Genomic DNA, 26,140 nt, shown 5'->3' with positions numbered 1-26,140 from the left:
TATTATACACATAGATGGAAAAGTAATTGATGAACATAACAACATCAACCTTCAGATAATCAAAAATAAATGATAGATAAAAATGACAAACTAGTGATTTTTCTAAAAGGGAGTGTTAGGAGCAGGAATAGATGTGGATTTTTGACCGAAACGATGAGTATGGAGGGAGAAAACCACATCTATTCCTCCCCTCTCTTCAACTGGAGATCAAAACATAAATTTGCCAAAGTATAAAAAGATTTGAATTGTGAGTTCTTGTATGTTGATAAATTGATGTTACGTTTACATCGTGTAGTGGTGTTGAAGGTGACATTAGGGTTGTCTTAGGGAGGGAATATAGGGTCCTTTTGAGCGACTTTACGATGAGTATGGAGCGATGAAGGAGCCCTATATTCCTCCCCCTGGAAACGTAACATCAATTATTCCCATTTCCTCTCTCCTCAAGAGGTTAAAAGGTAAGATTTGTTAAATCTTAGATCCGTATTCTGAAAGACTTTTAGATTTCCTATAAAAACTGATACTACTTTTTATACTGGTGGTAGGTGTATGAGTAGTCATTAGAGTGTGTTAGGAGCAGGAATAGATGTGGATTTTTGACCGACTTACGATGAGTATGGAGGGAGAAAACCACATCTATTCCTCCCCCTATAAAAGTAGTATCAGTTTTAAGTTCTATCGGATTTAAGTAAAATCCACATGAAAGTCTTTCAGAATAGCCCTAAATGATTGACAAATTTACGTTTTACCTCTATAATTACCCTGTTATGGTATAAGTAAAACAATACAGAATGACGAGGAGGTGTTTTACTAATGAAACGTACTTACCAACCAAATACTCTTTGGAGAAAACGTACCCATGGTTTCCGTGAACGCATGAAAACTATTGGTGGCCGTCTCGTTTTGAAAAGAAGACGTGCAAAAGGCAGAAAACGCTTATCTGCATAATATAATAGCTGTTAGGCAGGAGAAAAAACTTGGCGCTGCTGCCAAGTTTTTCTATTCTTAGGACTTAAGGACAATGCATATGGATTATTGCCTTGATAAAGCAAGACGACTGACGCACAATAATGAATATCGCCTTGTGTATAAGCACGGAAAATACGAAGTAGGCCGTATGTGTGTACTGTATCGTATGCCCGTGGCAAAGCAACCTACGCGCATTGGTTTTGTAACAGGCAAAAAGGTTGGTTGTGCAGTGGAGCGCAACCGAGCTAGACGCCTGATGAAAGAGGTATATCGCCTCAATCAGCACGCCATTCGCGAAGGGTATCATATCGTAATTGTTGGACGTGGCCCTCTGAAAAACGCTACCTACGAAAAAGCGGAAAAGGAGATTTTGTATCTCTTGCGAAAAAGCAAATTATTGATACAAAATGATAAATAGGACCACAAGTTAGAGGCTTTGGTCCTTTTTGTGTATATGGAGGTTTCCATGAAACGCTGTATAACCATGCTTTTACGACTTTTAATTAGGTTTTATCAGCTCGCCATATCTCCCTTAAAACCTGGATGTTGCCGTTATTATCCGACATGTTCCACATATACTCTGCAGGCCATCGAAAAATATGGTCCTTTGAAAGGTAGCTGGATGGGGTTAAAACGCATTCTTCGCTGTCATCCTTTCCATAAGGGTGGCTACGATCCAGTTCCCTAACCCACGTGGGATTAGGCTGGATGCGTTCTGTGAAAGTTACTTTCACCATCACCATCAAGCACAGTTTTGGAAATACCTGAGCATCTGTATGGATGAAATTTAGACCATACCATAACGATATATAGATGCGCAAAGGACGATTTCGGACTGTATGAAAAAGGAGAAACAATGGACTTTTTAAGTGGTATTTTCCAACCTATCGTTGATTTAATGAGCACATTGGTAACTTATGCATTCCAATTGACTCAAATGATAGGTTATCCAAGCTACGGTGTGGCTATTATCCTTTTAACAATCGTTATTAAAGCGATTTTGGCACCACTTACTGTTAAGCAAATCAAATCCATGAAGGCTATGCAAGAATTGCAACCTCGCATGAAACAATTGCAAGATAAATACAAAAACGATCCTGCAAAACTGCAAGCAGAAATGGGTGCATTGTACAAAGAAATGGGCGTTAACCCATTGGCTGGTTGCTTGCCATTGTTGGTACAAATGCCATTTTTGATCGCGATTTACTGGGCTTTGAAAGATTACCCATACGATCCAAACTTTGTACAATTCTTGTGGTTGCCTAGCCTTGGCGATCCAGATCCAATGTATATCTTACCTATTTTGAGTGCATTATCCACATGGGTTATGTCTCGTCAAACTAGTAATGGTGCAACTGGTGCAGCTGCGCAACAACAAAAGATTATGACAATCTTTATGCCTTTATTCATTGGTTACATTTCTTTGAGCTTCCCATCTGGTCTCGTTATCTACTGGGTAGTTTCTAACGTATTCCAATTGATTCAACAGCATTTCATTTACAAAAATTTGAACGCTAAGTAGGAGGCAATTATGGAATTTATCGATGTATCTGCTAAAACCATTGAAGATGCCATTGCTAAAGGTGTAGCTCAATTAGCCGCTGAAGGCCAAGAATTGGTAGAAACTAAAGTCTTAGAACAACCTTCTAGTGGATTTTTAGGCATTGGTCGTAAACCAGCAGTTGTTCGCTTATTCTTCACTGCTTTGGCTCAATCTGCTACTGCAAAAGAAGTAGCTAACGCAGAAGAACAATCTGTAGCTATTGCTTCCGAACCAGTGGCAACAAGCGAAATAGAAGTACAAGATACAGCAGTTGAAACTTCTGAAAGTACTGTAACGGAAAAACCTTCTAAAAATGAACTTTCAAAAGAAGATCAACAAGAAATTGCTGAAAAAGGTAAACAATTCCTCGATGATATGTTTACGCAAATGGGCCTCACTGTGGTTATCGAAAAGATGATGACCAAAGACAAGATTACATTCCAAGTACACGGCGAAGAGCTAGGTATTTTGATCGGCAAACATGGTCAAACCTTGGATGCTATTCAATACTTAACAAATCTCGTGGCTCACAAGGATGTATCTGGCCACTGCCATATCGTGGTAGATGTGGAAAACTATCGTTCTCGCCGAGAAGAAACATTGGTAAATCTCGCGAAACGTTTGGCTTCTAAGGTGAAACGTAACCGTCAAAAGGTTTCCTTAGAACCGATGAATGCTTTTGAACGTAAAATCATTCATACTGCCCTTCAAGGGGATAAAAACGTTGTTACCAACAGTGAAGGGGATGAACCATTCCGTCACGTTGTGATTTCGTACAAAAAATAAAATATAGTGGTGCAGCTTTCAAGTAACTGATATCCTCGGTTGCTTGAGGGCTGTTCCCTTTATTCTTTAGGTTATGGTGAAAGCTAACCTAAGTTAATCTTCGCATGCAAAGATTAGTTTAGTTTAACTTTCACAGGCGAAGAACATATACAAAAACAAATACTAGATAATCGAAATACGGAGATATGTATGTATATAGATGATACAATAGCAGCCATTGCGACACCGCCCGGCATCGGTGGGGTTGGTATTATTCGGGTCAGCGGCAAGGATAGTTTTCCTATTGTAAATAGCCTGTTCAAGAGCACTGGCACCGTTCCTTTGATGGACCGCCAAAATAGAACGATTCAATATGGGACCATTGTGGATCCAGCGACGAACAAGACCATCGACGAGGTTCTTGTGTTATTAATGAAAGGCCCTCATTCCTACACGGCAGAGGATGTAGTGGAAATTCAGTGTCACGGCGGTATTGTGCCTGTTCGACAAATTCTGAAATTGCTCGTCAATCACGATGTGCGCATGGCTGAGGCCGGCGAATTTACGAAGCGCGCCTTTATGAACGGACGTATCGACCTCACTCAAGCGGAGGCGATCATTGATATTATTGAAGCAAAAACAGAGGACTCCCTCTCCCTCGCTGTGGCACAGCTAGATGGGACTGTTTCGTCTTTTGTGAAAGATGTGCGAGAACAGCTCATCGCCATGATTGCTCATTTAGAGGTAACCATCGACTATCCTGAGGAGGATATCGAGGAAGTAACGAGCCAAGAAGTTCGCGATCAGTTGCAGCCTATTTTGAAAGCTATGGATGAATTGTTATCCACAGCTAATACGGGTCGCCTTATTCGGGACGGTATTACAACGGTTATTGTAGGCCGTCCAAATGCAGGTAAATCGAGCTTGATGAACGCTCTTTTGCGTGAAAACCGCGCTATCGTAACGGATATTCCGGGGACGACGCGGGACAGCATTGAAGAATATATGACCGTAGAAGGCATTTCTCTGCGCCTCATCGATACGGCAGGTATTCGGGACACACAAGATACGGTAGAAGCCCTTGGTGTGGAGCGTGCTCGCGATTATATCAACAAAGCAGACATCGTGCTCTGCGTTATTGACGGATCTACTCCGTTAAATCCTGAAGAAATCGAAATTTTGACCTCTGTGAGCGGTTTAAACACCATCGTACTCCTTAATAAGTCCGACGTGGCACAAGTCGTTACAGATGAAAATATTAAAGAACATGGGAATTTTACAGCTATTGAACGCATTAGTGCTAAAGAAGGGGAAGGCTCTGCAGTTCTCTCTAAATGGGTACAAGAACTCGTCTATGGCGGTCGCGTAAAACAAGACAACAGCGCCATGATTAGTAACGTGCGCCACATTAGCCTTATGGAACAAGCAAAGGCACAAGTCGAACAAGCCCTCTCCTCCATCGACATGGGCATGCCAGTAGACTTTGTAGCTACCGACCTGCGCAGTGCCTGGGAACTACTAGGCGACATCACAGGCGATACCATCCGAGAAAGCATGATAGATGAATTGTTTAGTCGTTTTTGCCTTGGTAAATGATTTAAACTTTCACAATAAGATAAGTAACAAATATAAGGAATTTAATTGATATGTACACAGTAGATAATTATGATGTCATTGTCATCGGCGGCGGTCATGCTGGTTGTGAGGCGGCTCTCGCTACTGCCCGCATGGGTCATCGCACGTTGCTGGCGACCATCAGTTTAGATAATATTGCGCTTATGCCGTGCAACCCTGCCGTGGGTGGTCCTGGTAAAAGCCATCTTGTTTACGAAGTTGACGCATTAGGCGGTCAAATGGGTATTAATGCGGATGCTACAGCTATCCAAATGCGTATGCTCAATATGGGCAAAGGACCTGCCGTTCATTCTTTGCGTTGTCAATCCGACAAGATTAAATACCAACATTTGATGAAACAAACATTGGAGAATACAGATAATCTCAATGTTAAGCAAATCATGGTGACAGAGCTTAAGGTTGAGGATGGCAAGGTCACAGGTATCGTTACGGAGCTTGGTGAATTTTATGGCGCTAAGGCGGTAATTCTTTGTACAGGTACCTATTTGAAAGGTAAAATCCTCATCGGCGATATCGATTATGTGGGCGGTCCAAATGGCCAACGCGTAGCGGAACATTTCTCTCAATCTTTACTCGATAATGGTGTTGAATTGATGCGCTTTAAGACGGGTACACCAGCACGTGTAGATAAACGTACTTTAAACCTCGAAAATATGGTAGTTCAAGAAGGCGATGCACATCATCACGCATTTTCCTTTATGGATGAATGGATTAACCGTAATGAAGATGTATGTTGGTTGACCTATACTAACAAAGAAACGCACGAAATCATTCATAGCAATATTCACCGCGCTCCTATGTATAGTGGCAAAATCGAAGGCGTAGGCCCTCGTTACTGCCCTTCCATCGAAGATAAAGTAGTGCGCTTTGCCGATAAAGAACGCCATCAATTATTCGTAGAACCAGAAGGTATGGGTACAAATGAAATGTACGTTCAAGGCATGAGTACATCCCTTCCTATGGACGTACAATATGCATTCTTGCGTACTATTCCAGGCCTTGAAAATGTAGAAATTATGCGCCCTGCCTATGCTATCGAATACGATTGCTTGAATCCAACGCAATTGACACCAGCACTTCAAGTGAAACATATTGAAGGTCTCTACTCTGCGGGTCAAGCCAATGGTACATCTGGCTATGAAGAAGCGGCTGCTCAAGGCCTCATGGCTGGTATCAACGCAGCATTGTGGCTTGAAGGTAAAGAACCGTTTATCCTTGCTCGTTCTGAAGCGTACATCGGTGTTCTCATCGATGATCTTGTAACAAAAGGTACAAATGAACCGTACCGCATGATGACAAGCCGCAGTGAATACCGCTTATTGCTTCGTCAAGATAATGCAGACATGCGTCTTACGGAAAAAGGCCGTGCAATCGGTCTTGTAAAAGATGATCGTTGGGATAAATTTACAGCTAAAAAAGCTGCTATCGAAGAAGCAATGGACATGTTACGAAATACACCTGTCAATCCATCCAAAGAAACACAAGCTTTGCTTGAAAGTTTAGGTACAGCACCTATTAGAACAGGTATTCACGCTTATGATTTAGTAAAACGTAACGAACTCTCTTATGCCGTCGTAGCCGATGCATTTGGTTTGAAACGCTATACACCTGATGTAGAGGAAGCTGTCGATATTTCCATTACCTACGAAGGTTACATCAAAAAGCAAATGGAGCAAGTCGATAAGGTTCGTAAACTAGAAGAAAAAATTCTTCCAAAAGAATGGGACTATACACAAATAAAGGGTATTTCCCTTGAAGCTCAACAAAAGCTCAACAAAATTCGTCCTCACTCCATCGGCCAAGCAAGCCGTATCTCTGGTGTATCACCTGCGGACGTATCTGTTCTGTTGATCCAACTCGAACAATACAATAGAAGTAAATAAAAATAGCATGTAATAACATGCATTTTATATGAACTTTTTAGAAGCTATTTCTTATAGATTTTAAAAGATATTTCCTATAGATCTTATTGTCCTATACATATTAGACAATTCATTAGGTGTACTTATGAAAGAAAAATATGATGTGCCTATAGCACCTCAGTCTGAATTTGTTTCGTACATGATGGAGCAAATGAGCCATTTTGGCTTGCCTTGTACGGAAGAGCAAGCCAAAGACTTTTACATGTATTATGCGCATATGATTGAAACAAATAAATATCTCAATCTAACGGGTATTACGGATATGAAAGAGGTCGTGGTTAAGCACATGATTGACTCCCTCTCCTGTTATGATTCTGAAATTATCAAATCTGGCATGACGATTATCGATGTTGGTACCGGTGCAGGTTTCCCTGGTATTCCATTGGCTATCTATGACCGTAGCCTCAAGGTTACCCTGTTTGATTCTTTGAAAAAGCGGCTTACCTTTTTGGAATCGGTTATAGATGAACTAAAACTGACGAACTGTACTACCTTACACGGACGTGCGGAGGATTTGAGTCATCAAGATTACCGTGAAAGCTTTGATATTGCTACGAGCCGTGCCGTGGCACGCTTGCCGATTCTTTTAGAATGGACTGTGCCATACGTAAAAGAAGGTGGATACATAGTTGCTTTAAAAGGAGCTATCTACGAAGAAGAAGTGAAAGAATCTAATAAAGCCCTTAGCACACTAAAAGCTACTATCGAAGAAGTAAGGACCGTTACTTTGCCAACCTTAGAGGATAAACGAGCAATCGTGTATATAAAGAAAATTGGAAAAACACCAAAACAATATCCACGAAAACCAAAAGAAATCAAAGACAAACCGTTAGTATAGCAGTTAATGATTTAGGCGTAGAAACTAATATAAATAAACTCTATGCTATATTGCTACATAAAGAAAAAGAGGATGCAAATCTTAGATCTGCATCCTCTTTTTTTTCTTAGTAACGAATTAGTTCGCATTCCCTCCCCTACCCTATATCTATTAAATGATATCGTTTACAACAAAATTATATATTTTGTTCACTATATGAGGCGGAGATAAAGATACATATAACACCTTTCCCTAAGAACGACTTAGTTCACTATGGAGGTCGTGGGAAAGGTGTTATATGTTAATCTTAGAATGACTTTATACGTGGTCAATAATATATAATGTTGTATCGATATCATTTAAAGGCATAATATGTACGCCTGCTGCCATTTTCTTGATTTGTTCAAGTGTTTCGATTGCAATTTCTGTACCCGCCTCTTTACCACCTTTTTCCATGCGGTCCAAGATTTCTTGAGTAAGATTGATTCCAGGCACTTTTTCATGGAGGTATGTAGCCATTTTAAAGCTTTTAAGTGGAATCAAACCAAGCATGATAGGTACATCGAATTCAGACATCTTGTCAATGTAGCGTTTTGCCTGTTCTAAATCGTAAATTGGTTGTGTTTGTACAAAGTGAGCGCCATTTTGAATTTTAGCAGCTAATTTTTGGCGTTCAATCTCTAAATCTGGAGCACCAGGATTACCAGTTGCACCGATGTAGAAGTTCGTAGGTGCGTCTAGGTCATTACCTGCAAGGTCTTTGCCTGCATTTAATGTCTTAGCGATGTTGAGTAGTCCCATACAGTCGACTTCAAATACGGATTGTGCAAATGGATGGTCCCCATTATCTGGTTTATCACCAGTGAGTGTTAAAATATTATGCACGCCCAAAGCTGCTGCACCGAGTAATTCAGATTGCAATCCGATAATATTACGGTCGCGGCATGTAAGGTGGAAAATAGTTTCAATTTCTTTGTTATGTTGTAATAAATAAGAAAGAGAAATTGGGCTCATGCGCATTTTGGACATAGGGCTATCAGCGATGTTGATAGCATCCACCTTCCCTTTCAAACGGGCTGCTTGTTCGAAGGTCTTTTCTGCAGAACTGCTTTTAGGAGGATCCAATTCAACAGTAATGGTGAACTGCCCTTGTTGATGTTTTTCTCGTAATGTCATCATGTACCTCGTTACTATACATTATTTTTCTAGTGTTTCAAAGAAATCGTTAGCATGGTTAACAGCAGCGATGCCGTCCTTAGCGTAGATATCCGCGCCTGCTTGGTCTGCGTAGTCTTGAGATACTACGGCGCCACCAACCATGACCTTAGTTTTAAGGCCTGCTGCACGGATAGCAGCGATAGTATTGTCGATTTGTGGCATGGTTGTCGTCATCAAGGAACAGATGCCAACGAGGGCAGCTTTGTTATCTTTAATAGCTTGTACGATAACTTCTGGGTCAACGTCCTTACCCAGGTCGACGATTTTGTAACCATTGTTTTCGAGCAATGCTGCTACGATATTTTTACCTAAATCGTGAATGTCGCCTTTAACTGTAGCCACGACAACGGTGCCTTTATCTAAGCTTTCACTAGCAGGAATAATTTCTTTAATGGTGTTGAAAGCAGCCTGCATTGTTTCAGCAGCAAGCATTACTTGTGGTAAGAATAATTTACCAGAACCAAACTTATCCCCCACTACGTTCATCGCTTCAGATAAGCCTTTTTTCGTAAGATCTAATGGATCGATACCATCTGCTAAGGCTTTTTTTACAAGATCAATGATAGCTTCTTTTTCGCCTTGTTCTACACATGCGCGAATATTGGCTAAAGGATCATTACTATCGAAGGACTTTTTATCTGGCCCTTTAGGAGCAGAGTTACCAGGAGCGGTAGTTTCGTCTTCATAGCCGTATTCTTTAATAAATTCAGCAGAACCTGGGTCCCAGCCTAGTAAGGTAGTACTAGATACAAATGCTTTTTTGGCTGGATAATTGAGTGGATTCATAATCGGTGTTGTTAAGCCACATGCAAGGGCCATAGTTAAGAATTGGCCGTTCAAATATGGACGTTGAGGCATGCCGAAGGAGATATTGGACAAGCCCATTACTGTTGGGAAGCCAAATTTTTCTTTATATAATTGTAGCGTACGCAATGTTTGGCGTGCACTATCTTCCCCGCTGGCAAGTGTTAATACTAATGGATCGAGTAATAAGTCATGTGGTTGAAGACCATAACCATAAGCGCGATTTATGATGCTTTCAGCTAAAGCAACGCGGTCCTCTGCTTTTTCAGGTAAGTCACCACTACAGATTGGCAAGCAAAGCAATGCTGCACCATACCGTTTAGCCAATGGCATTACGTGAGTAATAGACTCCTCCTCCCCATTTACAGAGTTGATGAGGGCACGACCTGGATAGTTTTTAAGAGCTACTTCCATAGCTGCTGGGTCTAATGTATCAATGGATAAAGGTGTTTCTACGAGCATCGATAATTCGAAAATAGCGCGTTCCATTAAAGGAGTTTGATCCATGCCAGCTACGCCCATGTTTACATCGAGGATATCTGCGCCTGCTTCTACTTGATCTAATGCATCCCGTTTAACACGGATGAAAGAACCATCGCGTAATTCTTGAGCAAGTACTTTACGGCCCGTTGGGTTAATACGTTCACCAATGATAAGTGGTTTTGTATGATGGCCCAACTCTAAAAGTTTAGTACGACTTGTAATAATTGTTTTAGGTGTAATGTGGGTACGTTCTTTTGGCGTATGAGCTTTCACAGCATCGGAAATAGATTGAATATGGGCTGGTGTTGTACCACAGCAGCCACCAATATAACTAGCACCTGCATCAACGATATCAAGCATTAATGGGCCCATTTCTTCTGCTGTAAGTGGAAATACAGTTTGCTTGTTGATTAATTGTGGCATACCGGCATTTGGTTGGCAGCTTATAGGTAAATTTGTAACGCTTGCAATCTCCTCGATAAGAGGTGTAATTTGTTCAGGTCCAAGAGAACAGTTGATACCGATGATATCTGCACCTATAGCTTCTACGATGGTAGTTGCTACTGCTGGCGGTGTACCAGTAATAGTACGACCGTCTTCACTGAAAGAAAATTGACAGATGATTTGAATATCTTCTTTTGTTTTTCCCGCTGCTTCACGAGCATCTAAAGAGGCTAATAAAGCGGCACGCATTTCCTGTACGTCAATAATAGTTTCAATGATGATGAAATCAACACCACCTTCGATTAAAGCCTCGGCTTGCTCGCGGTATGTGTCGTAAATATCATCAAAACTCATATTGCCTAATGGTTGTAAGAAACGACCTGTAGGACCCATAGAGCCCGCTACACGAGCAGATGGTTTAACTTCTGCAATCGCTTCTTTGGCTACTTTTACAGCAGCAATATTTATTTCTCTTACACGATCTTGTAAGTCATAATCTTCTAGTTTAAGCCCACAAGCGCCGAACGTATTTGTTGTGATTACATCACTGCCATGTTGTAAGTATTGAGCATGAATATCCTTTACTACTTCTGGTCTTTCAATATTAAATAGCTCTGGACAATAGCCTTCTTCTAAGCCTGCAGCTTGAAGCATTGTGCCCATAGCACCGTCAAATATATACATAAACATCTTCCTTTAACATCCTAAATTACAATGTTTCACGTGAAACACTATTGTATTGGTTGCCCCTTCATGGCAATACCAGAAATGTCGGCAGTAGTTTTACTACCTTCCTCTTCTCCCCCATCTTGGGTGTTGACTGTTGCTTTCTCTGGTAATTTTCGAGATGCACAGTTTTGTTGTGAACAAGATGTACAGCCTCGTTTAGTTTTAATATCTTCGTTTGCTGGCATTAAACCGATGATAGCCGTTACAGACTTACGTGGGAATAATAAATAGTTCTCTGTTACTTGTAAGCCAATCATCTCTGTTTTGATGATTTTAGCTAATTGTGGTTGGATTTCTAGTGGCCAGTTGCCATAACCAGGGCTAAAACGCCAAGTTGGCTTATAGCCTTGTTTTTTAGCAATTGTATTGATTACTTCGTTTACCTGATCAGCTACCTGTTCTACAGCAGTTGTGGCTGCTGCATCAAGTAATAAGCCTACCGTATAGTTACCTTGTTTAAATAACTGTTCACTACGAATTTCTACATCTTCTCCAACTGTTACGCCTAATACGTATACTTTAGTAGATTTTTCTAGATGCTTTTCGATGATAGACCCTTCAATTTTAAGCGGTGGATTGCTTAAAATTGTTTTTGTTTCTGCATCGTAATCATATTCTTGATATACACCTCTAGGTGTAGCCAATAATTGGATTTCCTTACATGCTTCGTCAACATAGTTTTGTGGAAAATCCTCAGCGTGACGAAGTCCTGCGTATCGTTTTACTTCTGCTTTATCGATGGCAGGAAGCATTCCGTTATAGATGGGCATAGAAACGCCTCCTCTTCAAAATAAAAAGCTCTGCGTGTCCGTAGAGCGTGTGCTTACTGTTATTAATTGTATATATAAATCTTATAAAGTGATTTTTCTAGACTCTTAAGATTATCAATCTAATTACTATCTAACTAATAGTATATAGATATGAATAATACCTGTCAAAGTATATGGGGCCTGTATTCTCATATAATTTAGTAGTATATAGGTATAGTTTAAAGTTATATCAAAATGATTTTTGTTCATAAAAGTTATTGATAATGAAGGTTTTATATGTTTAATGTTAACCATAATGTTTCACGTGAAACAATTTATTAAATATAATCTAATAATTTGTTATGAGTATATAAGTATATTAATATTAGTTCATTACATTTCGTATATTATTGTTATATATAATGTTACCGATCAAAAGTTGATTACTTTATACCTTTCGCTAATGGTGTTGTTCTATAAATAAAAAAAGATGATATAAAATAATTTTGTGTATATTTGTCTATTGGTATAGATTTATATTAATATGATAATTTTTTACTGTAAAATTTTTTATTAATTTTACAACTTAATTTTTGCGTTAGATTTTAATCCTTAAATGTTTCACGTGAAACATTTAATCGTAAAACTTATAGAACATTTGATGTAATTTTTCTTATTTTGTGTTGTACTATATAGTAAAGGAATAAATTGCTATGTTTCACGTGAAACAATAAAAAATAAGTGTTGTAATTATATTAATGAAGTTATTTACCTATAAGTTTATGTGCGTAATATAAATGTAAGTGGGAAAAATGTAGTAGATAAATAAAATAATATAGTAGAAAAAAATTAATGATAATTTGATTTATAAATACCGTAATTAGCATTGTTTTATGTTATAATGGAAAAGAAATATTTTGAACGAAGATGTGAGGTGAATTAAGTGGGCAAAGTTATAGCTATTACTAATCAAAAAGGCGGTGTTGGTAAAACTACAACATCAGTAAATTTGAGTGCTTGTTTAGCTGATGCAGGTAAAAAAGTATTACTGGTTGATTTGGATCCACAAGGTAATGCTAGTTCTGGGTTAGGTATTGAAAAGGATGATTTAGAGCTCTGTGTGCATGATGTTCTAATTGATGGAGAACCAATTGCTGATATTGTACAACCTACAATGCTTGAAAACCTATTTGTGGCGCCTGCAACAATTCAACTAGCTGGTGCTGAAGTAGAACTAGTTTCCGTTGTTTCACGTGAAACAATGTTGAAAAAAGCATTAGCGTCAGTAAGAGATACATATGATTTTATCGTTATTGACTGTCCACCATCTCTCGGGTTATTAACATTAAATGCCTTCACTGCTGCTGATAGTGTATTGATTCCGATTCAAAGTGAATTTTACGCATTGGAAGGGGTTAGTCAATTAGTTAAAACGATAACAATTGTACAACAAACATCAAATAAGGATCTTGAAATTGAAGGCGTGCTATTGACTATGTTTGATGGCCGCACAAATTTATCGATTCAAGTAGCCGATGAAGTAAAAAAATTCTTTGGCAATAAAGTATATAAAACAATTATTCCTCGTAATGTACGTTTAAGTGAGGCACCTAGTTATGGGGAGCCAATCATTGTATATGATCCAAAATCCAAAGGTGCTGATGTATATACGAAATTAGCTAAAGAGGTAATTAAAGCATCTAAAACTAAATAAGCACTAGAGATAAATAAGTATTAAAGCTCAATAAACACAAAAGCGAAGTAAGTACCTAAAGGTAATAAGTATCTGTTATATGTATGTATCTAATGCTAAGAATATTAGTTTTTGGTGGTTTGCGTGATTTACATATTTTAAATTTGTAAATATTTGTAAGGCCGAGAGAGGTTAGTTGTATGCCAAGAGAAATTAAAAGCAAAAAAAGCAAAGCGTCTGGATTGGGGAAGGGCCTTGAGAATTTAATGAAGGTTGACTCTGTAGAGTCTGTATTGCCTGAAAAGGAGATACATGAACTGCCAATTTCTGAGTTAGTTCCAAATGTAGATCAACCGCGTAAAAGTTTTGATGAAGATAGTCTAGCTACATTGGCTGAATCAATCAAGAATCTTGGTATTTTCCAACCGATTGTAGTTCGTAAACAAAAGAATAAATATCAAATTGTAGCTGGTGAGCGCCGTTATCGTGCTGCTATGATTGCTGGATTGAAAACAGTACCAGTTATTGTTAAAAAATATAATACCGAAGAAATGACAGAGGTTGCTCTTGTAGAGAACCTACAACGTGAAGGATTAGATCCCATTGAAGAAGCATTGGCTTATCAAGGATTGATGGATACTTATAAGCAAACGCAAGAAATGATTTCTGCTCGTCTTGGCCGTAGCCGTTCATATATTGCTAATATGGTTCGTCTTTTAAAATTATGTGATTCTGTACAAAAGGATCTTATCGAAGGTGATTTGACGGTTGGTCAAGCTCGTCCATTATTAGCGTTAAGAAGTGCAGCTCAACAAATGGAAGCAGCTGAACGTATTAAAGAGGGTGAGCTAAGCGCTAGACAAGCAGAGGCCCTTGTTAAGTCTATGCAAAATAAATCGTCTAAAGCAAAGGCTGGTAAACCTCAAAATACGGCAGAAGTTCGTGCTCTAATGGACCGTTTAAAACTAAGCTTAGGATCCCCTGTGAATATTAAATTTCGTGCAGGTAAAAAGGTACAAGGAAAAATTGAAATTGCTTTCTCCTCTGAAGCTGAATTAGAAAGACTTATTGCATATATGGATGGGCAAGATCAAATAGAAGATGCGGAAACAATAGAGTTTAGAGTATAATTGGCTAGCAAAAGCAATAGCAAAAGCAATAGCAATAGCAATAGCCGTAACACCAACAATAATAGTAACGATAATAGTAACAACAATAACAATAATAACAGCTATAGCAATTGCAATAGTCGTAATAGTAATAATAACAATCTGCAGTAAAAGTGTAGTCTACGGGCTGCGCTTTTACTGTATTTTAAGAGATTATAATAAATAATAGGATAAGTTATTAGATAATTTATCAGAAGCTTTATAATATATTTGTAATATATGTGAAGGTTAAGTAACAAGGATAGGTTATGGAACAAACACCTAAGGCAAATCGCATACATATTGGCTTTTTTGGCCGTTGTAATGCCGGTAAGTCTACATTGATCAATATGTTAACTGATCAGCCTGTATCGTTAGTATCCGATGTGGCAGGGACTACAACAGATCCTGTAAGCAAAGCTATGGAAATCTTACCACTTGGCCCTGTGGTGATTACTGATACTGCTGGTATAGATGATACAACTGAATTAGGTGCATTGCGCATGGAGAAAACAGAAGAGGTCGTGAAAAAGATTAACTTGGCTGTTTATGTGCTTCGTACCGATGAAGAGCCAACCTCCGACGATATGCACTGGTTAGGTCTTTTGAAACAAAATAATATACCTGTTGCACTTTTCATTAATGAGATTAATGCGGTGCCAAACAATTTAACGGAGTCTAAAGCTAGTGTAGGTAGAGATATACTGGGAGAGCGTTATATAGCAGAGCATACGGGTTTATCTGATTTGGTTACTGTCATTGGCTCTGCTGACTTCACATCTGATGCGAAACGATTAGAGTTGCTTGATCTACTCGGTGGGCTAACACCACTTGATGTAGAAGGGGAGCAAACTCTTTTACAAGGTTTAGTTGAAGAGGGGGATACAATCATTCTTGTATGTCCTATCGACAGTGCCGCACCAAAGGGGCGACTCATCTTGCCACAGGTACAGACTATCCGAGAAATTCTCGATCATAAAGGCCTAGCTTTAGTCTGCCAAACAGAAGAATTACCGGCTATGATTCACTCGCTTAAGAATCCCCCTAAAATGGTAATCTGTGACTCCCAAGCGTTTGATCGGGTTGATGAGTTAACACCTGATTCGATTCCGTTGACGTCTTTTTCTATTTTGATGGCGCGGTTCAAGGGAAAATTACAGGATTTAGTAGCTGGTGTTAAGGCTATTAAGAATTTGAAAGCTGGTTCCAAGGTTCTCATCAGTGAAGGTTGTACACATCGCCGTCAATGCGATGATATTGGGACTGTAAAAATACCTAATCTTTTAAAGAAGCAAGGCTATACAGATTTACAGTTAGAATTCACTAGTGGGGGAGCATTCCCTAAGGATGTATCACAGTATGATTTGATCATCCACTGTGGTGCTTGTATGTTAACACGCCGTGAGGTGTTACGTCGTATAGAATGCGCTGTTGTACAAGGTACACCCATTGTAAATTACGGTGTACTCATAGCAGCTCTACATGGTATACTAGAACGAGCAATAAGCCCATTTGTTGACGAACTAGAGGGCTGATAAATAGCCTAATAAATAGCATTGTAATATGTATGTAATACATACATTTAGATATACATTACATGCTTGTTATATACATTATTATATAGGTATCATTTATCTATATTAGATATATTAAATATTAGATATATTAAATTAAATTGCATGCAGTCATTTAACTTTCACAATAGGAGTGGTATAATTAACTGTTGGAGTTTTGATGATTGTATAGGAAGGAAAATACATGTTCGAATCGATTCAACCGTGGATAGGCATGGTTACCATCGTTCTTGTTATAGTGTTATTCGTATATTGTGTAATCTTACACATTCGTTTAGGTAGCTTGAAAAAGAAATACGATTTCTTTATGCAAGGGGAGCATGGTGCGAGCCTAGAGCGTAAATTATCTGTAGAGGTCAGTGAAATTCGCGATGCTGCGAAAGGCCTTGAGTCCTTGTTATCCGAGCAAGTGGCAATTCGCAATATTCAGAGTAATACGATACAAAAAATTGGCTTTATTAAGTATAATGCCTTTGAAAATATCGGAAATGATTTGTCCTTTGCGCTTACCTTGCTAGATGGCAACAATAATGGTATCTGTATCTCTAGTATTTACGGTCGTAGCGAATCTCGTATTTTTAGTAAACCTATTGTGAAAGGTAAAAGTTTAGTAAGTCTTTCACAAGAAGAATTAGAAAGTTTGAACGAAGCGTTGGGTGAGCGTACTAATGAGGAAGCGTTGACGAGCGCTATCGTTTCGAAATAAGGAAGTTTTATGTTGAAAATACCGGCATTCATTTCAAACAAAGTTGAAAGAAATGGTGACAACTGCATATTGACATTAACTACCAAGCAAGCGAAACTCGTTGCCATTATTGGTTCCGTAGTATTGGTCTTGGCATTGGTACTCGGTATTTGGGGCATCGTGCGCCAAGCTGAGATTGTGCAATTACGTCAACAAACGCAATTGCAATCGGAACAGTTGAAATTGTTACAACAAAAAACAGAAGTTCTGGATAAGAAAATTCAAAACTTAAATCAAATTAGTGAAGAGAATAAGCAAATGCTGAAGGGCGCTGAATCTGGCACACCAGCTCAAGGTGGCGGGGATGGTAGCGACCCAAAGCAGGAAGCCGCTGATAATAGTGAAGCACAGACGTTAACAGCGGCACAATTATCGGCTCGACTATCCAAAATGGATAAGGAAGCACAAAAATTGCTTGTTAGTTTCTATACGATGCGCAATATCCTTCGCGATGGTGGCGCACAAGATTTGATGGCATTACAATCCATCAATTTCTCCGCTGGTTCTGGTGGTGCTGTGAATAGTACGACACCTAGTATTTGGCCAAGTAAGGGCGTTATTACATCTCCATTTGGTAGCCGTGTTGACCCTGTTACGGGTGCTATTGGTGCATTCCATGAAGGTATCGATATTGCCGATGACTATGGTTCCCAAATCGTGGCTACTGCGGCAGGGGTGGTAACCTTTGCGGGGTATACAAGCGGCGGTTATGGTAATCTCGTTGAAATCGATCATGGCAATGGCTTTGTTACCCGTTATGGCCATAATAGTGCCGTATTGGTAACGGTAGGGATGAGCGTGAAACAAGGTCAAACCATAGCTTTGATGGGTAGTACTGGTAAAAGTACGGGTGCCCACGTTCACTACGAGGTACGCCTTAACAATACGCCTGTAGACCCTATGATCTTCTTACCAATTAGCAATTAGAAATATAAAAGCTTATATAAGACCTAAAAAGAACTTGTTATGCGTGCATATGCGCTTATAGCAAGTTCTTTTTCTTTCCTTTTGTATATATATATTGTAAAATAAAAGTATATGAACGGAGGTATATCTATGAAGGCCTATGTACAAGTTTATACCGGCGAAGGCAAGGGCAAAACAACTGCCGCAATCGGCCTAGCCATTCGTGCCATCGGCGCTGGCAAGAAAGTCCTCTTCTTACAATTTATGAAATCTAAAGTATATAGTGAGCATACTATTTTACCTACCTTAACAAATTTAACCTTAGAAACTGTGGGCAAGCCATTCTTTATCATCAAAGAAGGGATGAAGAGTAAGGATGAACTTGCTAAATGGGGCGATGAAGTCGTTGTCTTTGAGTCTGGTAATCCTCCGAAGGATTATGTAGCGCTCATCGAAAAAGGCTATGAACGTGCACTCGCTGCTATCAGCAGTGGTGAGTACGACCTCGTTGTACTTGATGAGTACAATATGGCTCTCTTCTTTGAACTCATTACATGGGATAAAACTAAAGCTTTACTCGATGCTCGTCATCCAGAAACGGAACTCGTATTTACGGGACGTGGGGCTCCTCAAGAATTAATTGATGAGGCCGATCTCGTAACGGAGATGAAAGAGATTAAACATTACTACCTACAAGGCGTAATGGCTCGAAAAGGCATTGAAAACTAATCATAGGAACACCTAAGGAGGTGATGTGGTTGAGTACAGTGGCTATTGTGGCCCTCGTTATTGTGGCCATCATTGTAGCACTCATCTTGACTATCCTACTGGCACCAATCACATATAGCATCGAAATTGATGGGCGGACACCATATCGTGGCGAGCTGCGCATCAAATGGCTGTGGCGCGTATTTTCACTCCACTTAGCGTACATTCAAAATAAACCATTTTTTAAGGAATTATACGTTTTAGGTGTACTTAAGATCGGTCCTGTGAAAGACTATGAACAATGGCTTGAAAATCGTGTAGATGAAGAATATCAAAAGGTAATGGATGATGACGGCGACATATCACAGGCAGAAGCTTTTGCAAAGGCTATGCAAGGAGGCGGACAAGGTCCAACTGCAAGCTCTAGCGGCACAAGCTTTGATGACTTGAAGAGCGCCCAAGGCTCCGATACAATCTTTGATGATGACGAATCACCAGGGGCGGGGAGCGCATCTAGGGCAAAGGAGCGCATTGAGCGACCTGATGCGGCTTCTAAGGATATGGATGCACAAGCTCGTGCTGAGCGGTATGATTCGATACAACAAGATCCAACGGCTCATATTCAAGATGATGATGAAGTAATAAGTCATGTTACTTTCAATAGTGACGGCTCTATCAAGGAAAAGGTCTTTACAAAGGTAAATGATATTAAAACGACTGTGAAACAACGTTTTGGAAAGCCTGATTCCAATGATCCGGTAGCATCATTCAAGTCTGAAATTCCTACATTCTGGTTCATGAAACACTTGAGAAATACAGAGTTGTGGCGTCAGATATTCCTTGTGTCGAAACGATGCTATAATCACTCTAAACCACGTGATATGGCTATAGAGGGCCGATTTGGTATTGGTGATCCGTATCGGATGGGGCTTATTGCCTCTATGTTATATAGCATTTGGCCTGAGCAAGCAGAGTCTATTGAGATAGATTATGTGAACTGGGTAGCTGAAGGCAGCGGCCATATTAAAGGTCGTATGATTCTTGCCGTATTGGCATGGTATGGTACTAGATTCTTGGTATCTAAACCTATGCGTTCCCTATTGGGTGAAAGTGCTCGTGTCTTCTGGGTTAAACGGAAGGAAGCAAAGCAGCTAGAAAAGCTAAAAGCCGAACAGGGTCAAACAGCGTAAGGATATATAAAGTCAATTGAGTATATGAGCTATATTATTATAGCTATAATACTTTCACAAAAAGCGGAGGTACTGTGATGGAGAACAGTAATGTAAAAGAGAATTTGGAAGTCCTATTCGAGAAGTTTAAAAATATGATTAAAGTGGAAACTGTAGTTGGTGAAGCTGTGCAAATTGGCGATACTACGCTCGTTCCATTCGTTGATGTAACCTTTGGCTTCGGTACTGGTACAAACCATTGCACAGCCAACAAAAGCCAAGAATCTGGCGGCGGTGGCGGTGGTGCCAAAATGGAACCAAGCGCAATCCTTGTTATTAAAGGTGACCGCATCGAATTGTTCAACATTAAGGGCAACCCTTACAGCAGCAGCTTTGATCGCCTTATCGGTTTGGTGCCTGATCTCGTGTCCAAATTGAAATCCGATAAATACATCTATTTAAATGATGAACAATAATTCGGTGAATAATAAACCATAATTTGATGACAAATTATAAATAATTGGTGAAAGTCGAAATGCCCACATGTGTGTTCTGAATATGTCTGTATCGATTGCTTTAAGGGTCTCAGAGTATGCTTGTGGGTATTATTTTAAGTTCTAATAACTTTCATAAGTAGTTCATAGGGCTTTATTATGCTATTTATCATAGTCTTGTGAAAGTTAGCAAGATTTGTTATAGTAAAAATAGTACACTATTGGATTGTATAGTGACACTTTTAATCGAGGAGGATTTCAGATGAAATTATCTAAAAAATTGACTACCTTAGCTATCGTTGGTGCTATGTCTGCTACTGCTGCAGTAGCAAGTGCTGCTAACATTGGCTTAGTAAATATGAGCCAAGTAGTAAATAGCTACCCTGGCTACGGTGCATTAGATATGAAAATGCAACAAGTAGACGCTCAATACCGTCCACAAATTGAAAAAAAAGTACAAGAAATTGAAAAAATTAAAGACTCTGCACAAGCAGAAGCAGAATTCAACAAAACTGTAGCTCCATTGCTTCAAAAAGAAAACGAAGAAATCAATAAAATTGCTCAACCTATGATGCAAGCAATTCACAACACTGTTGAAGCTATCCGTGTTGAAAAACAAATGGACGTAGTATTGGATGATCCATACACAATTCGTGCTGCTGACGCTAACAGCAAAATCGAAAACATTACTAACGAAGTAATTAGCCGTCTTAAAAAATAATAAGCACGAAACCCCCTAACTGAGGTATCAGCTAGGGGGTTATTTATTAAAATACATTTTAATAAATCCGATAAAGGAGTGAGATTTAATGAAAGATTTTAAAGTATTAGCCACAGAGCGGTATTCGGTTCGAAAATTCGATACTCGACAAGTGGAGCAGGAGAAGGTAGATATGTTACTAGCAGTCGCTCGATTAGCACCTACGGCGCACAATTATCAGCCACAACGACTGCTCGTGTTAAATACAGAAGATAGCTTAAAGAAACTAAAAGATTGCACTAATGGTCACTTCAATGCACCGTTGGCAATTATCGTTTGTTACGATAATACGGTGAGCTGGAAGCGAGAATACGATGATGCAGATATGGGGGTTGTAGATGCTAGCATTGTGGGATCCCACATTATGTTTACCGTAGCCGATATCGGTCTAGGCACAACGTGGATTGCTCATTTTGATCCTGCTAAAGTTCGCAAGGCATATAACTTGCCTGATAATATCATCCCTGTAGCTATCTTCCCAATTGGTTACCCTCATCCAGACTGTGTTCCTGCACCAGGCCATACAAAACGCTTTGATGTGAGTGAATTTACAATCTATAATTCCTTTTAAAAGAATGTTTTTAGACTATGTATTACTCTATAAGTATTTAATAACTATGGATATAACTGAACTATTGAACAGTTATATAAAACTTAATAACTATATGATTTCTCTTTAATACATACTCCATATAAAAAGGACAGTTGCTTGTATCAACTGTCCTTTGGTATTTTATTCTGGTTTATGAATGAGGTTTACAACGAATTCGCTGTCTTCTACGAGTGTAGCTTGGATGTAGTTGTCGCCATTGAATTCCAATACTTGGCCTGGTACAAGTACATGCTCTTCCGTTTCATTAAGGAACACTTGTACTTTACCTTTTACAACTGTAAAAATGACATTAGCTTCTGGATGGTTGTGTTTTTCCACCTTTTCACCAGCCTTACCGCCTTTTTTTACGATTACATAGTTAGGGCCTTGGAATAATAAGCCTAATTCTTGATTAACTGTGCCTGCCATAATAGACCTCCTAATTCTAGCTTTTTATGTTCTGAAAGCTTACGCTAACACTTAATTTTACATTGTGTAATTACCTTATGATTATATTATAAATGATATTGCTTATCAATGCTGTGCCTATAGCTACAGTTTTGAAAAAATATGTTACATTCAACATTGTATGCTTTTTTTACCTATATTGAGTAAAATAGGGTGGAGTAAATGTTGGTAGATTGGATATATAAAGATTAATTAAATATACAACGATATATTTACTATATAAAAAACGAACGTAACATGTTACGTTCGTTTTTTCGTCCATTTTCATCCGTTTATATTTTCTTAATCAAACGAACTGTTATGGATTTATTTTTTCTTAATTGTATATAAACGTATGCCGTTTTCTTCAGTCGTTACAAGTTCAAAGGCTGGATCGATAGCTTTTACAAAAGCTTCGAACCATGTTTGGTAAGCTAATGCCATAAACTTAGGGTCAACGCCCGCTGTACGCCAGTAGCCTGCTTGTAATCTGTGGTCGCCAACCCAGGTAAATTCTTCTGGACTTTCAGAAACCACTTGGTCACCACCATCACAAGGCATGCCATTTACGTAGAAGTTTTGTAACGCATTGTAAATCGCTGGTGCAGTGTGTTCTTCAAGGTTATCTTGAGCCACAACGCCACATGCTTGGCCTTGTACTGCAAAGGCATCTAGAATAGCGGTTACTACGTGTACTGCTTCATCGCCGGAATTTGTGTCGAGCATATCTTTGATGAAAGCTGCTTCACGAACGGAAGCAATATTGATTTGGTTAGCTAACCAGCCGTGAATATTGCCATGGTCGATGATGTTTTCCAAGGGAATGCTTGGATTAATTGGCTCGCCGTATGTATCTACGGAGATGGAGTGTAGTTCCTCCGCCAAATCATCAACAACTTTAGAAGTTTTTTCTAAAATCAAATTTTCACGCTCAACGAGCAATTGAATTTTGCGATATAACCAGTAATGGATGTGACCTAAGAATGCGGACATATTAAGCTCCTTTTCGTGCTGTTTCTAATTTCTCTACTAAATCGTATACATTAAAACCGTGGATTTCTGCGGCTTGCCATAATGGTTCAGCTGTTGCAGATGGGCAACCTAGGCAGCCCATACCAATACCTTGTAATACAGGTACAACATGTGGGTAGGTTTCAACGATGTCGCGAATAATTGTGTCTGGAGTGATAGGGGAACCTGCTTCGAGGCGTGGTGCTTCTACTTCAGGATCGTTACCTTGACCAGGCAAGAACACAGCTGGTTCTTCGGACTTACTTTCAGCTGGAGCCCCTTCAAGGTCGCCCAATACAGCTGCTTTGAAAGCCTCTAAACCAATGCGGTCGATGAATTCGCCCATGCGTTCGATTTGTGCGTTTTCTTTATAGTATGCGATGATTCGATCAACTAATGCAAGAGCTTCTTTTTCTGTTTTAACTTCTGCGATGAGGTCACCGATGCGAGGATGCGCACCGCCGCTACCGCCAGCGTATACATTCCAACCGTCTACAGTACCGATAACGCCCACATCTTTCATGCGGCTTTCAGTACAAGAGTTTGGACAACCGGACACGCCGATCTTCATTTTACTTGGCATTTCAAGAGATAAATATTTGCGTTCAATTTGCATGCCAAGGTGTACGCTGTCTTGTTTAGCGCGTTTACAGAAGGTAGTACCTGGGCAGATTTTTACGCTGCGCACGCGGTTGGACACAGTGTACGCTGGCTCCATGCCAAGCATTTCCCATGCTTTATCTACGTCTTCTGCTTTCAAATTCGTAATCATAATGCGTTGGCTGCCAGTTAATTTAAGAACTGCGCCGAACTCATTTGCTACGTCGATATATTTTTGTAATTGATCTGGTTGAATAAAACCTGCAGGAACGCGAGGTGTAATTGCATAACGGCGTTGACCGTTTTTTATGCGTTGTAAATTTGCTGCAATTTGTGTCATATTAAATCCTTTCTCGAGCCCTCTCTGCGGAGAATAGTGGCTAAAACTACTTAGTTAATCTATAAAACTCTTTATATATTAATTATTTACGCCCTAGGGTTTTGTGAAAGCTTCGCACATATATACGGACAAGTGGGATGAGATCAACTAGGCGATGCCTTATCAAAACCCGGCGTAATGATCAGTATGGGTATTTAGAATACTGACCCGACGCTCTTAGTATAAACCATTTTAACAAACAATAATGTAACTCAAGCTACAAAAATAGAACTTTTTTAATATTAATTATTGATTATTTACTAACTATCATTATATACGATACTGTTTACAGATGAAACCCAAGGTTACATATCGTATAATAGACATATAGAGTGTTCTTGATGTAGGAGAAACGATGAAAGTCCTTTACGATACTATTTTAAAAGCAACATACATAGGCCGCCCGAATCGTTTTGTGGTGACTTTAGATTTGAATGGTGAAAGTGTGCTCGCTCATTTGCCAAATCCTGGTCGCATGTGGGAGCTCTTGTTTACGGGGGTAACGATGTACATCGTGCCTCACGACAAGCCGGATGCAAAGACGAAATATCGCGTGGTAGGCATCGAGCGCGATGGCGTTGTTATCATGCTCGATACAAACTACAGCAACGATGTGGCGCAACATTTGATTGAAAATAAACGTATCCCTGGTTGGGAGGAGTGGTGCGTAGTGAGACGGGAGTATACGGTTAAACTACACGGCACATCATCTCGCTTTGATTTGCTCCTCACCAATGATAAGGGGGATGAGTTTTTATTGGAGGTTAAGTCCTGCACCTTGTTCTCCAAGACGGGAGCCATGTTCCCTGATGCCATTACAGAGCGAGGCCGCAAGCACTTATTGCATCTGAAAGAATTACAAAATGAAGGCTACCACACGGGTGTTCTATTCCTCGTACAATGGGACCAAGCGCAGTGGTTCTTGCCAGATTATCATACGGATTTGGAATTTGCCAAAACCTTTAAAGAGGTGGCACCTTCATTAGATTGGAAAGCCGTTGCTGTGGCGTGGGATGAGACTTTCACCATGCCTACGGTGACACATGAATGTTCCTATCCTAGTAGTATCCTCGACACAGAGGCTCATGATAGTGGCGTGTATGTGATGGTCATGCACCTCAATTACGATCTAGATCTCGAAATTGGTTCTAAAGGGATGATGCATTTTAAACCTGGTTACTATATGTACGTTGGTTCCGCGAAGGCAAATTTAACGAAACGCATTGAACGTCATAAACGAAAACGGAAGAAAATGCATTGGCATCTAGATTACTTCCGCGGTCACTGTGAAATGATAGCGGGCTTGCCGATTCGTACTAGTGGGCGGCCGCAGGCTATGACAATTTCTGCTCAGGAACGGCGTAAAGGTAAACTCTCTGATGATTCGGCTGCTCGTGAAAGCACAGATGTAGATTTAACCAAAATTGACGTAGAATGTGCTCTCGCTGATGCGGTGCGAGCTATTGCGGAATGGAATGTATCGAACTTTGGGTGCAGCGATTGTGACTGCAACAGCCATCTATTCGGAATGAGCGAAAATCCGATACATAATAAAAAATTTATGAACGTAATAGAAAATTACAGGATGAATATGCTAGATGAACTAGTTAATAGGTAATTATTATTGATGGGGCCCGAGAACTATATACGTAATTAATTAAAAAGTGCTATTACCTATCTCTTCGCTCCATAGTGACCTAAGTCGCTCATCAATAGGTAATAGCACTTTTTAAAACACTAGCTATAGAGGTGTCCCATCAATAATAATATAGTTCTATCCATAGTTATCCCAGCATATTCATTCTATAGTTTCTACATAGAGAGAGGGGAGGTTTTGTG

Annotated in this window: 25 protein-coding genes; 19 read left to right on the top strand and 6 right to left on the bottom strand. The window is 39.6% G+C overall.

What is annotated here, in order from left to right; genetic code table 11:
• Positions 1 to 810 precede the first annotated feature (810 nt).
• From rpmH to rsmG, 8 genes are all read left to right on the top strand, one after another.
• Positions 811 to 945, top strand: a complete 135-nt coding sequence (gene rpmH, locus B1A77_RS02875) for a 50S ribosomal protein L34 (protein ID WP_004692946.1) — start codon at positions 811 to 813, stop codon at positions 943 to 945.
• Between the two features lie 79 nt (positions 946 to 1,024).
• Positions 1,025 to 1,384 (top strand): ribonuclease P protein component, encoded by a 360-nt coding sequence (gene rnpA, locus B1A77_RS02870; RefSeq protein WP_004692947.1) that lies wholly within the window; start codon positions 1,025 to 1,027, stop codon positions 1,382 to 1,384.
• A 48-nt stretch (positions 1,385 to 1,432) separates the two neighbouring features.
• Positions 1,433 to 1,654 carry a membrane protein insertion efficiency factor YidD gene (yidD, locus tag B1A77_RS02865; RefSeq protein ID WP_012865047.1) on the top strand — a complete coding sequence of 74 codons (222 nt, stop codon included), beginning with the start codon at positions 1,433 to 1,435 and terminating at the stop codon, positions 1,652 to 1,654.
• A gap of 168 nt (positions 1,655 to 1,822) precedes the next feature.
• Positions 1,823 to 2,488 carry a YidC/Oxa1 family membrane protein insertase gene (locus tag B1A77_RS02860; RefSeq protein WP_004692948.1) on the top strand — a complete coding sequence of 222 codons (666 nt, stop codon included), beginning with the start codon at positions 1,823 to 1,825 and terminating at the stop codon, positions 2,486 to 2,488.
• A gap of 9 nt (positions 2,489 to 2,497) precedes the next feature.
• Positions 2,498 to 3,295, top strand: a complete 798-nt coding sequence (gene jag, locus B1A77_RS02855; RefSeq protein WP_077707869.1) for an RNA-binding cell elongation regulator Jag/EloR — start codon at positions 2,498 to 2,500, stop codon at positions 3,293 to 3,295.
• A 189-nt stretch (positions 3,296 to 3,484) separates the two neighbouring features.
• Positions 3,485 to 4,870 (top strand): tRNA uridine-5-carboxymethylaminomethyl(34) synthesis GTPase MnmE, encoded by a 1,386-nt coding sequence (gene mnmE / locus B1A77_RS02850; protein ID WP_077707868.1) that lies wholly within the window; start codon positions 3,485 to 3,487, stop codon positions 4,868 to 4,870.
• Between the two features lie 50 nt (positions 4,871 to 4,920).
• The gene (gene mnmG, locus B1A77_RS02845) at positions 4,921 to 6,792 is read left to right on the top strand and encodes a tRNA uridine-5-carboxymethylaminomethyl(34) synthesis enzyme MnmG (RefSeq protein ID WP_077707867.1); all 1,872 of its coding nucleotides are present in this window, start codon (positions 4,921 to 4,923) and stop codon (positions 6,790 to 6,792) included.
• 124 nt (positions 6,793 to 6,916) lie between these two features.
• Positions 6,917 to 7,669, top strand: coding sequence for a 16S rRNA (guanine(527)-N(7))-methyltransferase RsmG (gene rsmG / locus B1A77_RS02840; protein ID WP_021148800.1), 753 nt, complete (start codon positions 6,917 to 6,919; stop codon positions 7,667 to 7,669).
• A 297-nt stretch (positions 7,670 to 7,966) separates the two neighbouring features.
• On the opposite strand, the gene B1A77_RS02835 is transcribed toward rsmG, so the two are convergent.
• Genes B1A77_RS02835 through B1A77_RS02825 form a run of 3 tightly spaced genes read right to left on the bottom strand, consistent with a single transcriptional unit; the run spans position 7,967 to position 12,096 of the window.
• A complete protein-coding gene (locus B1A77_RS02835) occupies positions 7,967 to 8,824 on the bottom strand; it encodes a methylenetetrahydrofolate reductase (protein WP_004698072.1) in 858 nt (285 codons plus the stop codon).
• A gap of 21 nt (positions 8,825 to 8,845) precedes the next feature.
• A complete protein-coding gene (locus tag B1A77_RS02830; protein WP_042986573.1) occupies positions 8,846 to 11,281 on the bottom strand; it encodes a homocysteine S-methyltransferase family protein in 2,436 nt (811 codons plus the stop codon).
• Positions 11,282 to 11,328: 47 nt separating this feature from the next.
• Positions 11,329 to 12,096, bottom strand: coding sequence for a hypothetical protein (locus B1A77_RS02825; protein ID WP_004698043.1), 768 nt, complete (start codon positions 12,094 to 12,096; stop codon positions 11,329 to 11,331).
• Positions 12,097 to 13,018: 922 nt separating this feature from the next.
• Here B1A77_RS02825 and B1A77_RS02820 point away from each other — a divergent pair.
• From B1A77_RS02820 to B1A77_RS02770, 10 genes are all read left to right on the top strand, one after another.
• Positions 13,019 to 13,789: a ParA family protein gene (locus tag B1A77_RS02820; RefSeq protein ID WP_004698040.1), complete on the top strand. Its 771-nt coding sequence runs from the start codon at positions 13,019 to 13,021 to the stop codon at positions 13,787 to 13,789.
• 179 nt (positions 13,790 to 13,968) lie between these two features.
• A complete protein-coding gene (locus tag B1A77_RS02815; protein ID WP_077707866.1) occupies positions 13,969 to 14,898 on the top strand; it encodes a ParB/RepB/Spo0J family partition protein in 930 nt (309 codons plus the stop codon).
• A 287-nt stretch (positions 14,899 to 15,185) separates the two neighbouring features.
• A complete protein-coding gene (gene hydF / locus B1A77_RS02805; RefSeq protein WP_021148796.1) occupies positions 15,186 to 16,451 on the top strand; it encodes a [FeFe] hydrogenase H-cluster maturation GTPase HydF in 1,266 nt (421 codons plus the stop codon).
• Positions 16,452 to 16,674: 223 nt separating this feature from the next.
• Positions 16,675 to 17,196: a DUF4446 family protein gene (locus tag B1A77_RS02800; RefSeq protein WP_004694397.1), complete on the top strand. Its 522-nt coding sequence runs from the start codon at positions 16,675 to 16,677 to the stop codon at positions 17,194 to 17,196.
• A gap of 9 nt (positions 17,197 to 17,205) precedes the next feature.
• A complete protein-coding gene (locus B1A77_RS02795) occupies positions 17,206 to 18,162 on the top strand; it encodes a M23 family metallopeptidase (protein ID WP_077707865.1) in 957 nt (318 codons plus the stop codon).
• A gap of 129 nt (positions 18,163 to 18,291) precedes the next feature.
• Complete coding sequence (locus B1A77_RS02790; protein WP_004694402.1) at positions 18,292 to 18,870, top strand: cob(I)yrinic acid a,c-diamide adenosyltransferase; 579 nt, start codon at positions 18,292 to 18,294, stop codon at positions 18,868 to 18,870.
• A gap of 29 nt (positions 18,871 to 18,899) precedes the next feature.
• The gene (locus B1A77_RS02785; RefSeq protein ID WP_077708642.1) at positions 18,900 to 20,039 is read left to right on the top strand and encodes a hypothetical protein; all 1,140 of its coding nucleotides are present in this window, start codon (positions 18,900 to 18,902) and stop codon (positions 20,037 to 20,039) included.
• Positions 20,040 to 20,116: 77 nt separating this feature from the next.
• Positions 20,117 to 20,494: a GerW family sporulation protein gene (locus B1A77_RS02780; protein WP_004698027.1), complete on the top strand. Its 378-nt coding sequence runs from the start codon at positions 20,117 to 20,119 to the stop codon at positions 20,492 to 20,494.
• Between the two features lie 280 nt (positions 20,495 to 20,774).
• Positions 20,775 to 21,233, top strand: a complete 459-nt coding sequence (locus B1A77_RS02775) for an OmpH family outer membrane protein (protein WP_004698051.1) — start codon at positions 20,775 to 20,777, stop codon at positions 21,231 to 21,233.
• 88 nt (positions 21,234 to 21,321) lie between these two features.
• Entirely contained in the window at positions 21,322 to 21,843 is a 522-nt protein-coding gene (locus tag B1A77_RS02770; protein WP_077707864.1) for a nitroreductase family protein, read from the top strand.
• Positions 21,844 to 22,005: 162 nt separating this feature from the next.
• Here the strand turns inward: B1A77_RS02770 and B1A77_RS02765 are convergent, their stop codons facing one another.
• The 3 genes from B1A77_RS02765 to B1A77_RS02755 all read right to left on the bottom strand — a co-directional run bounded on the left by B1A77_RS02765 (position 22,006) and on the right by B1A77_RS02755 (position 24,262).
• Positions 22,006 to 22,293: a cupin domain-containing protein gene (locus B1A77_RS02765; protein WP_004694414.1), complete on the bottom strand. Its 288-nt coding sequence runs from the start codon at positions 22,291 to 22,293 to the stop codon at positions 22,006 to 22,008.
• A gap of 345 nt (positions 22,294 to 22,638) precedes the next feature.
• On the bottom strand, positions 22,639 to 23,304 hold the full coding sequence (locus tag B1A77_RS02760; protein WP_077707863.1) for a hypothetical protein: 666 nt from the start codon (positions 23,302 to 23,304) through the stop codon (positions 22,639 to 22,641).
• Between the two features lies 1 nt (position 23,305).
• A complete protein-coding gene (locus tag B1A77_RS02755; protein WP_077707862.1) occupies positions 23,306 to 24,262 on the bottom strand; it encodes a DUF1858 domain-containing protein in 957 nt (318 codons plus the stop codon).
• A gap of 394 nt (positions 24,263 to 24,656) precedes the next feature.
• On the opposite strand from B1A77_RS02755, the gene sfsA reads away from it, so the two are divergent.
• Positions 24,657 to 25,919, top strand: a complete 1,263-nt coding sequence (sfsA, locus tag B1A77_RS02750; protein WP_077707861.1) for a DNA/RNA nuclease SfsA — start codon at positions 24,657 to 24,659, stop codon at positions 25,917 to 25,919.
• Positions 25,920 to 26,140: the final 221 nt, after the last annotated feature.

The sequence above is a fragment of the Veillonella parvula genome (assembly GCF_002005185.1).
GTDB lineage: Bacteria > Bacillota > Negativicutes > Veillonellales > Veillonellaceae > Veillonella > Veillonella parvula_M.
Note: the sequence above shows the minus strand (reverse complement) of the source record. Positions and strands in the feature narration are given on the sequence as shown.

Bases quoted from the DNA above. Each gene is read 5' to 3' on its own strand.
- mnmG (WP_077707867.1), top strand. From the start codon at position 4,921: ATGTACACAGTAGATAATTATGATGTCATTGTCATCGGCGGCGGTCAT.
- B1A77_RS02765 (WP_004694414.1), bottom strand. From the start codon at position 22,293: ATGGCAGGCACAGTTAATCAAGAATTAGGCTTATTATTCCAAGGCCCT.
- jag (WP_077707869.1), top strand. From the start codon at position 2,498: ATGGAATTTATCGATGTATCTGCTAAAACCATTGAAGATGCCATTGCT.
- mnmE (WP_077707868.1), top strand. From the start codon at position 3,485: ATGTATATAGATGATACAATAGCAGCCATTGCGACACCGCCCGGCATC.
- B1A77_RS02860 (WP_004692948.1), top strand. From the start codon at position 1,823: ATGGACTTTTTAAGTGGTATTTTCCAACCTATCGTTGATTTAATGAGC.
- B1A77_RS02815 (WP_077707866.1), top strand. From the start codon at position 13,969: ATGCCAAGAGAAATTAAAAGCAAAAAAAGCAAAGCGTCTGGATTGGGG.
- B1A77_RS02830 (WP_042986573.1), bottom strand. From the start codon at position 11,281: ATGTATATATTTGACGGTGCTATGGGCACAATGCTTCAAGCTGCAGGC.
- yidD (WP_012865047.1), top strand. From the start codon at position 1,433: ATGAAACGCTGTATAACCATGCTTTTACGACTTTTAATTAGGTTTTAT.
- B1A77_RS02770 (WP_077707864.1), top strand. From the start codon at position 21,322: ATGAAAGATTTTAAAGTATTAGCCACAGAGCGGTATTCGGTTCGAAAA.
- rsmG (WP_021148800.1), top strand. From the start codon at position 6,917: ATGAAAGAAAAATATGATGTGCCTATAGCACCTCAGTCTGAATTTGTT.
- B1A77_RS02755 (WP_077707862.1), bottom strand. From the start codon at position 24,262: ATGACACAAATTGCAGCAAATTTACAACGCATAAAAAACGGTCAACGC.
- B1A77_RS02775 (WP_004698051.1), top strand. From the start codon at position 20,775: ATGAAATTATCTAAAAAATTGACTACCTTAGCTATCGTTGGTGCTATG.
- B1A77_RS02835 (WP_004698072.1), bottom strand. From the start codon at position 8,824: ATGACATTACGAGAAAAACATCAACAAGGGCAGTTCACCATTACTGTT.
- rpmH (WP_004692946.1), top strand. From the start codon at position 811: ATGAAACGTACTTACCAACCAAATACTCTTTGGAGAAAACGTACCCAT.
- B1A77_RS02800 (WP_004694397.1), top strand. From the start codon at position 16,675: ATGTTCGAATCGATTCAACCGTGGATAGGCATGGTTACCATCGTTCTT.
- rnpA (WP_004692947.1), top strand. From the start codon at position 1,025: ATGGATTATTGCCTTGATAAAGCAAGACGACTGACGCACAATAATGAA.
- B1A77_RS02795 (WP_077707865.1), top strand. From the start codon at position 17,206: ATGTTGAAAATACCGGCATTCATTTCAAACAAAGTTGAAAGAAATGGT.
- B1A77_RS02780 (WP_004698027.1), top strand. From the start codon at position 20,117: ATGGAGAACAGTAATGTAAAAGAGAATTTGGAAGTCCTATTCGAGAAG.
- B1A77_RS02790 (WP_004694402.1), top strand. From the start codon at position 18,292: ATGAAGGCCTATGTACAAGTTTATACCGGCGAAGGCAAGGGCAAAACA.
- hydF (WP_021148796.1), top strand. From the start codon at position 15,186: ATGGAACAAACACCTAAGGCAAATCGCATACATATTGGCTTTTTTGGC.
- sfsA (WP_077707861.1), top strand. From the start codon at position 24,657: ATGAAAGTCCTTTACGATACTATTTTAAAAGCAACATACATAGGCCGC.
- B1A77_RS02825 (WP_004698043.1), bottom strand. From the start codon at position 12,096: ATGCCCATCTATAACGGAATGCTTCCTGCCATCGATAAAGCAGAAGTA.
- B1A77_RS02760 (WP_077707863.1), bottom strand. From the start codon at position 23,304: ATGTCCGCATTCTTAGGTCACATCCATTACTGGTTATATCGCAAAATT.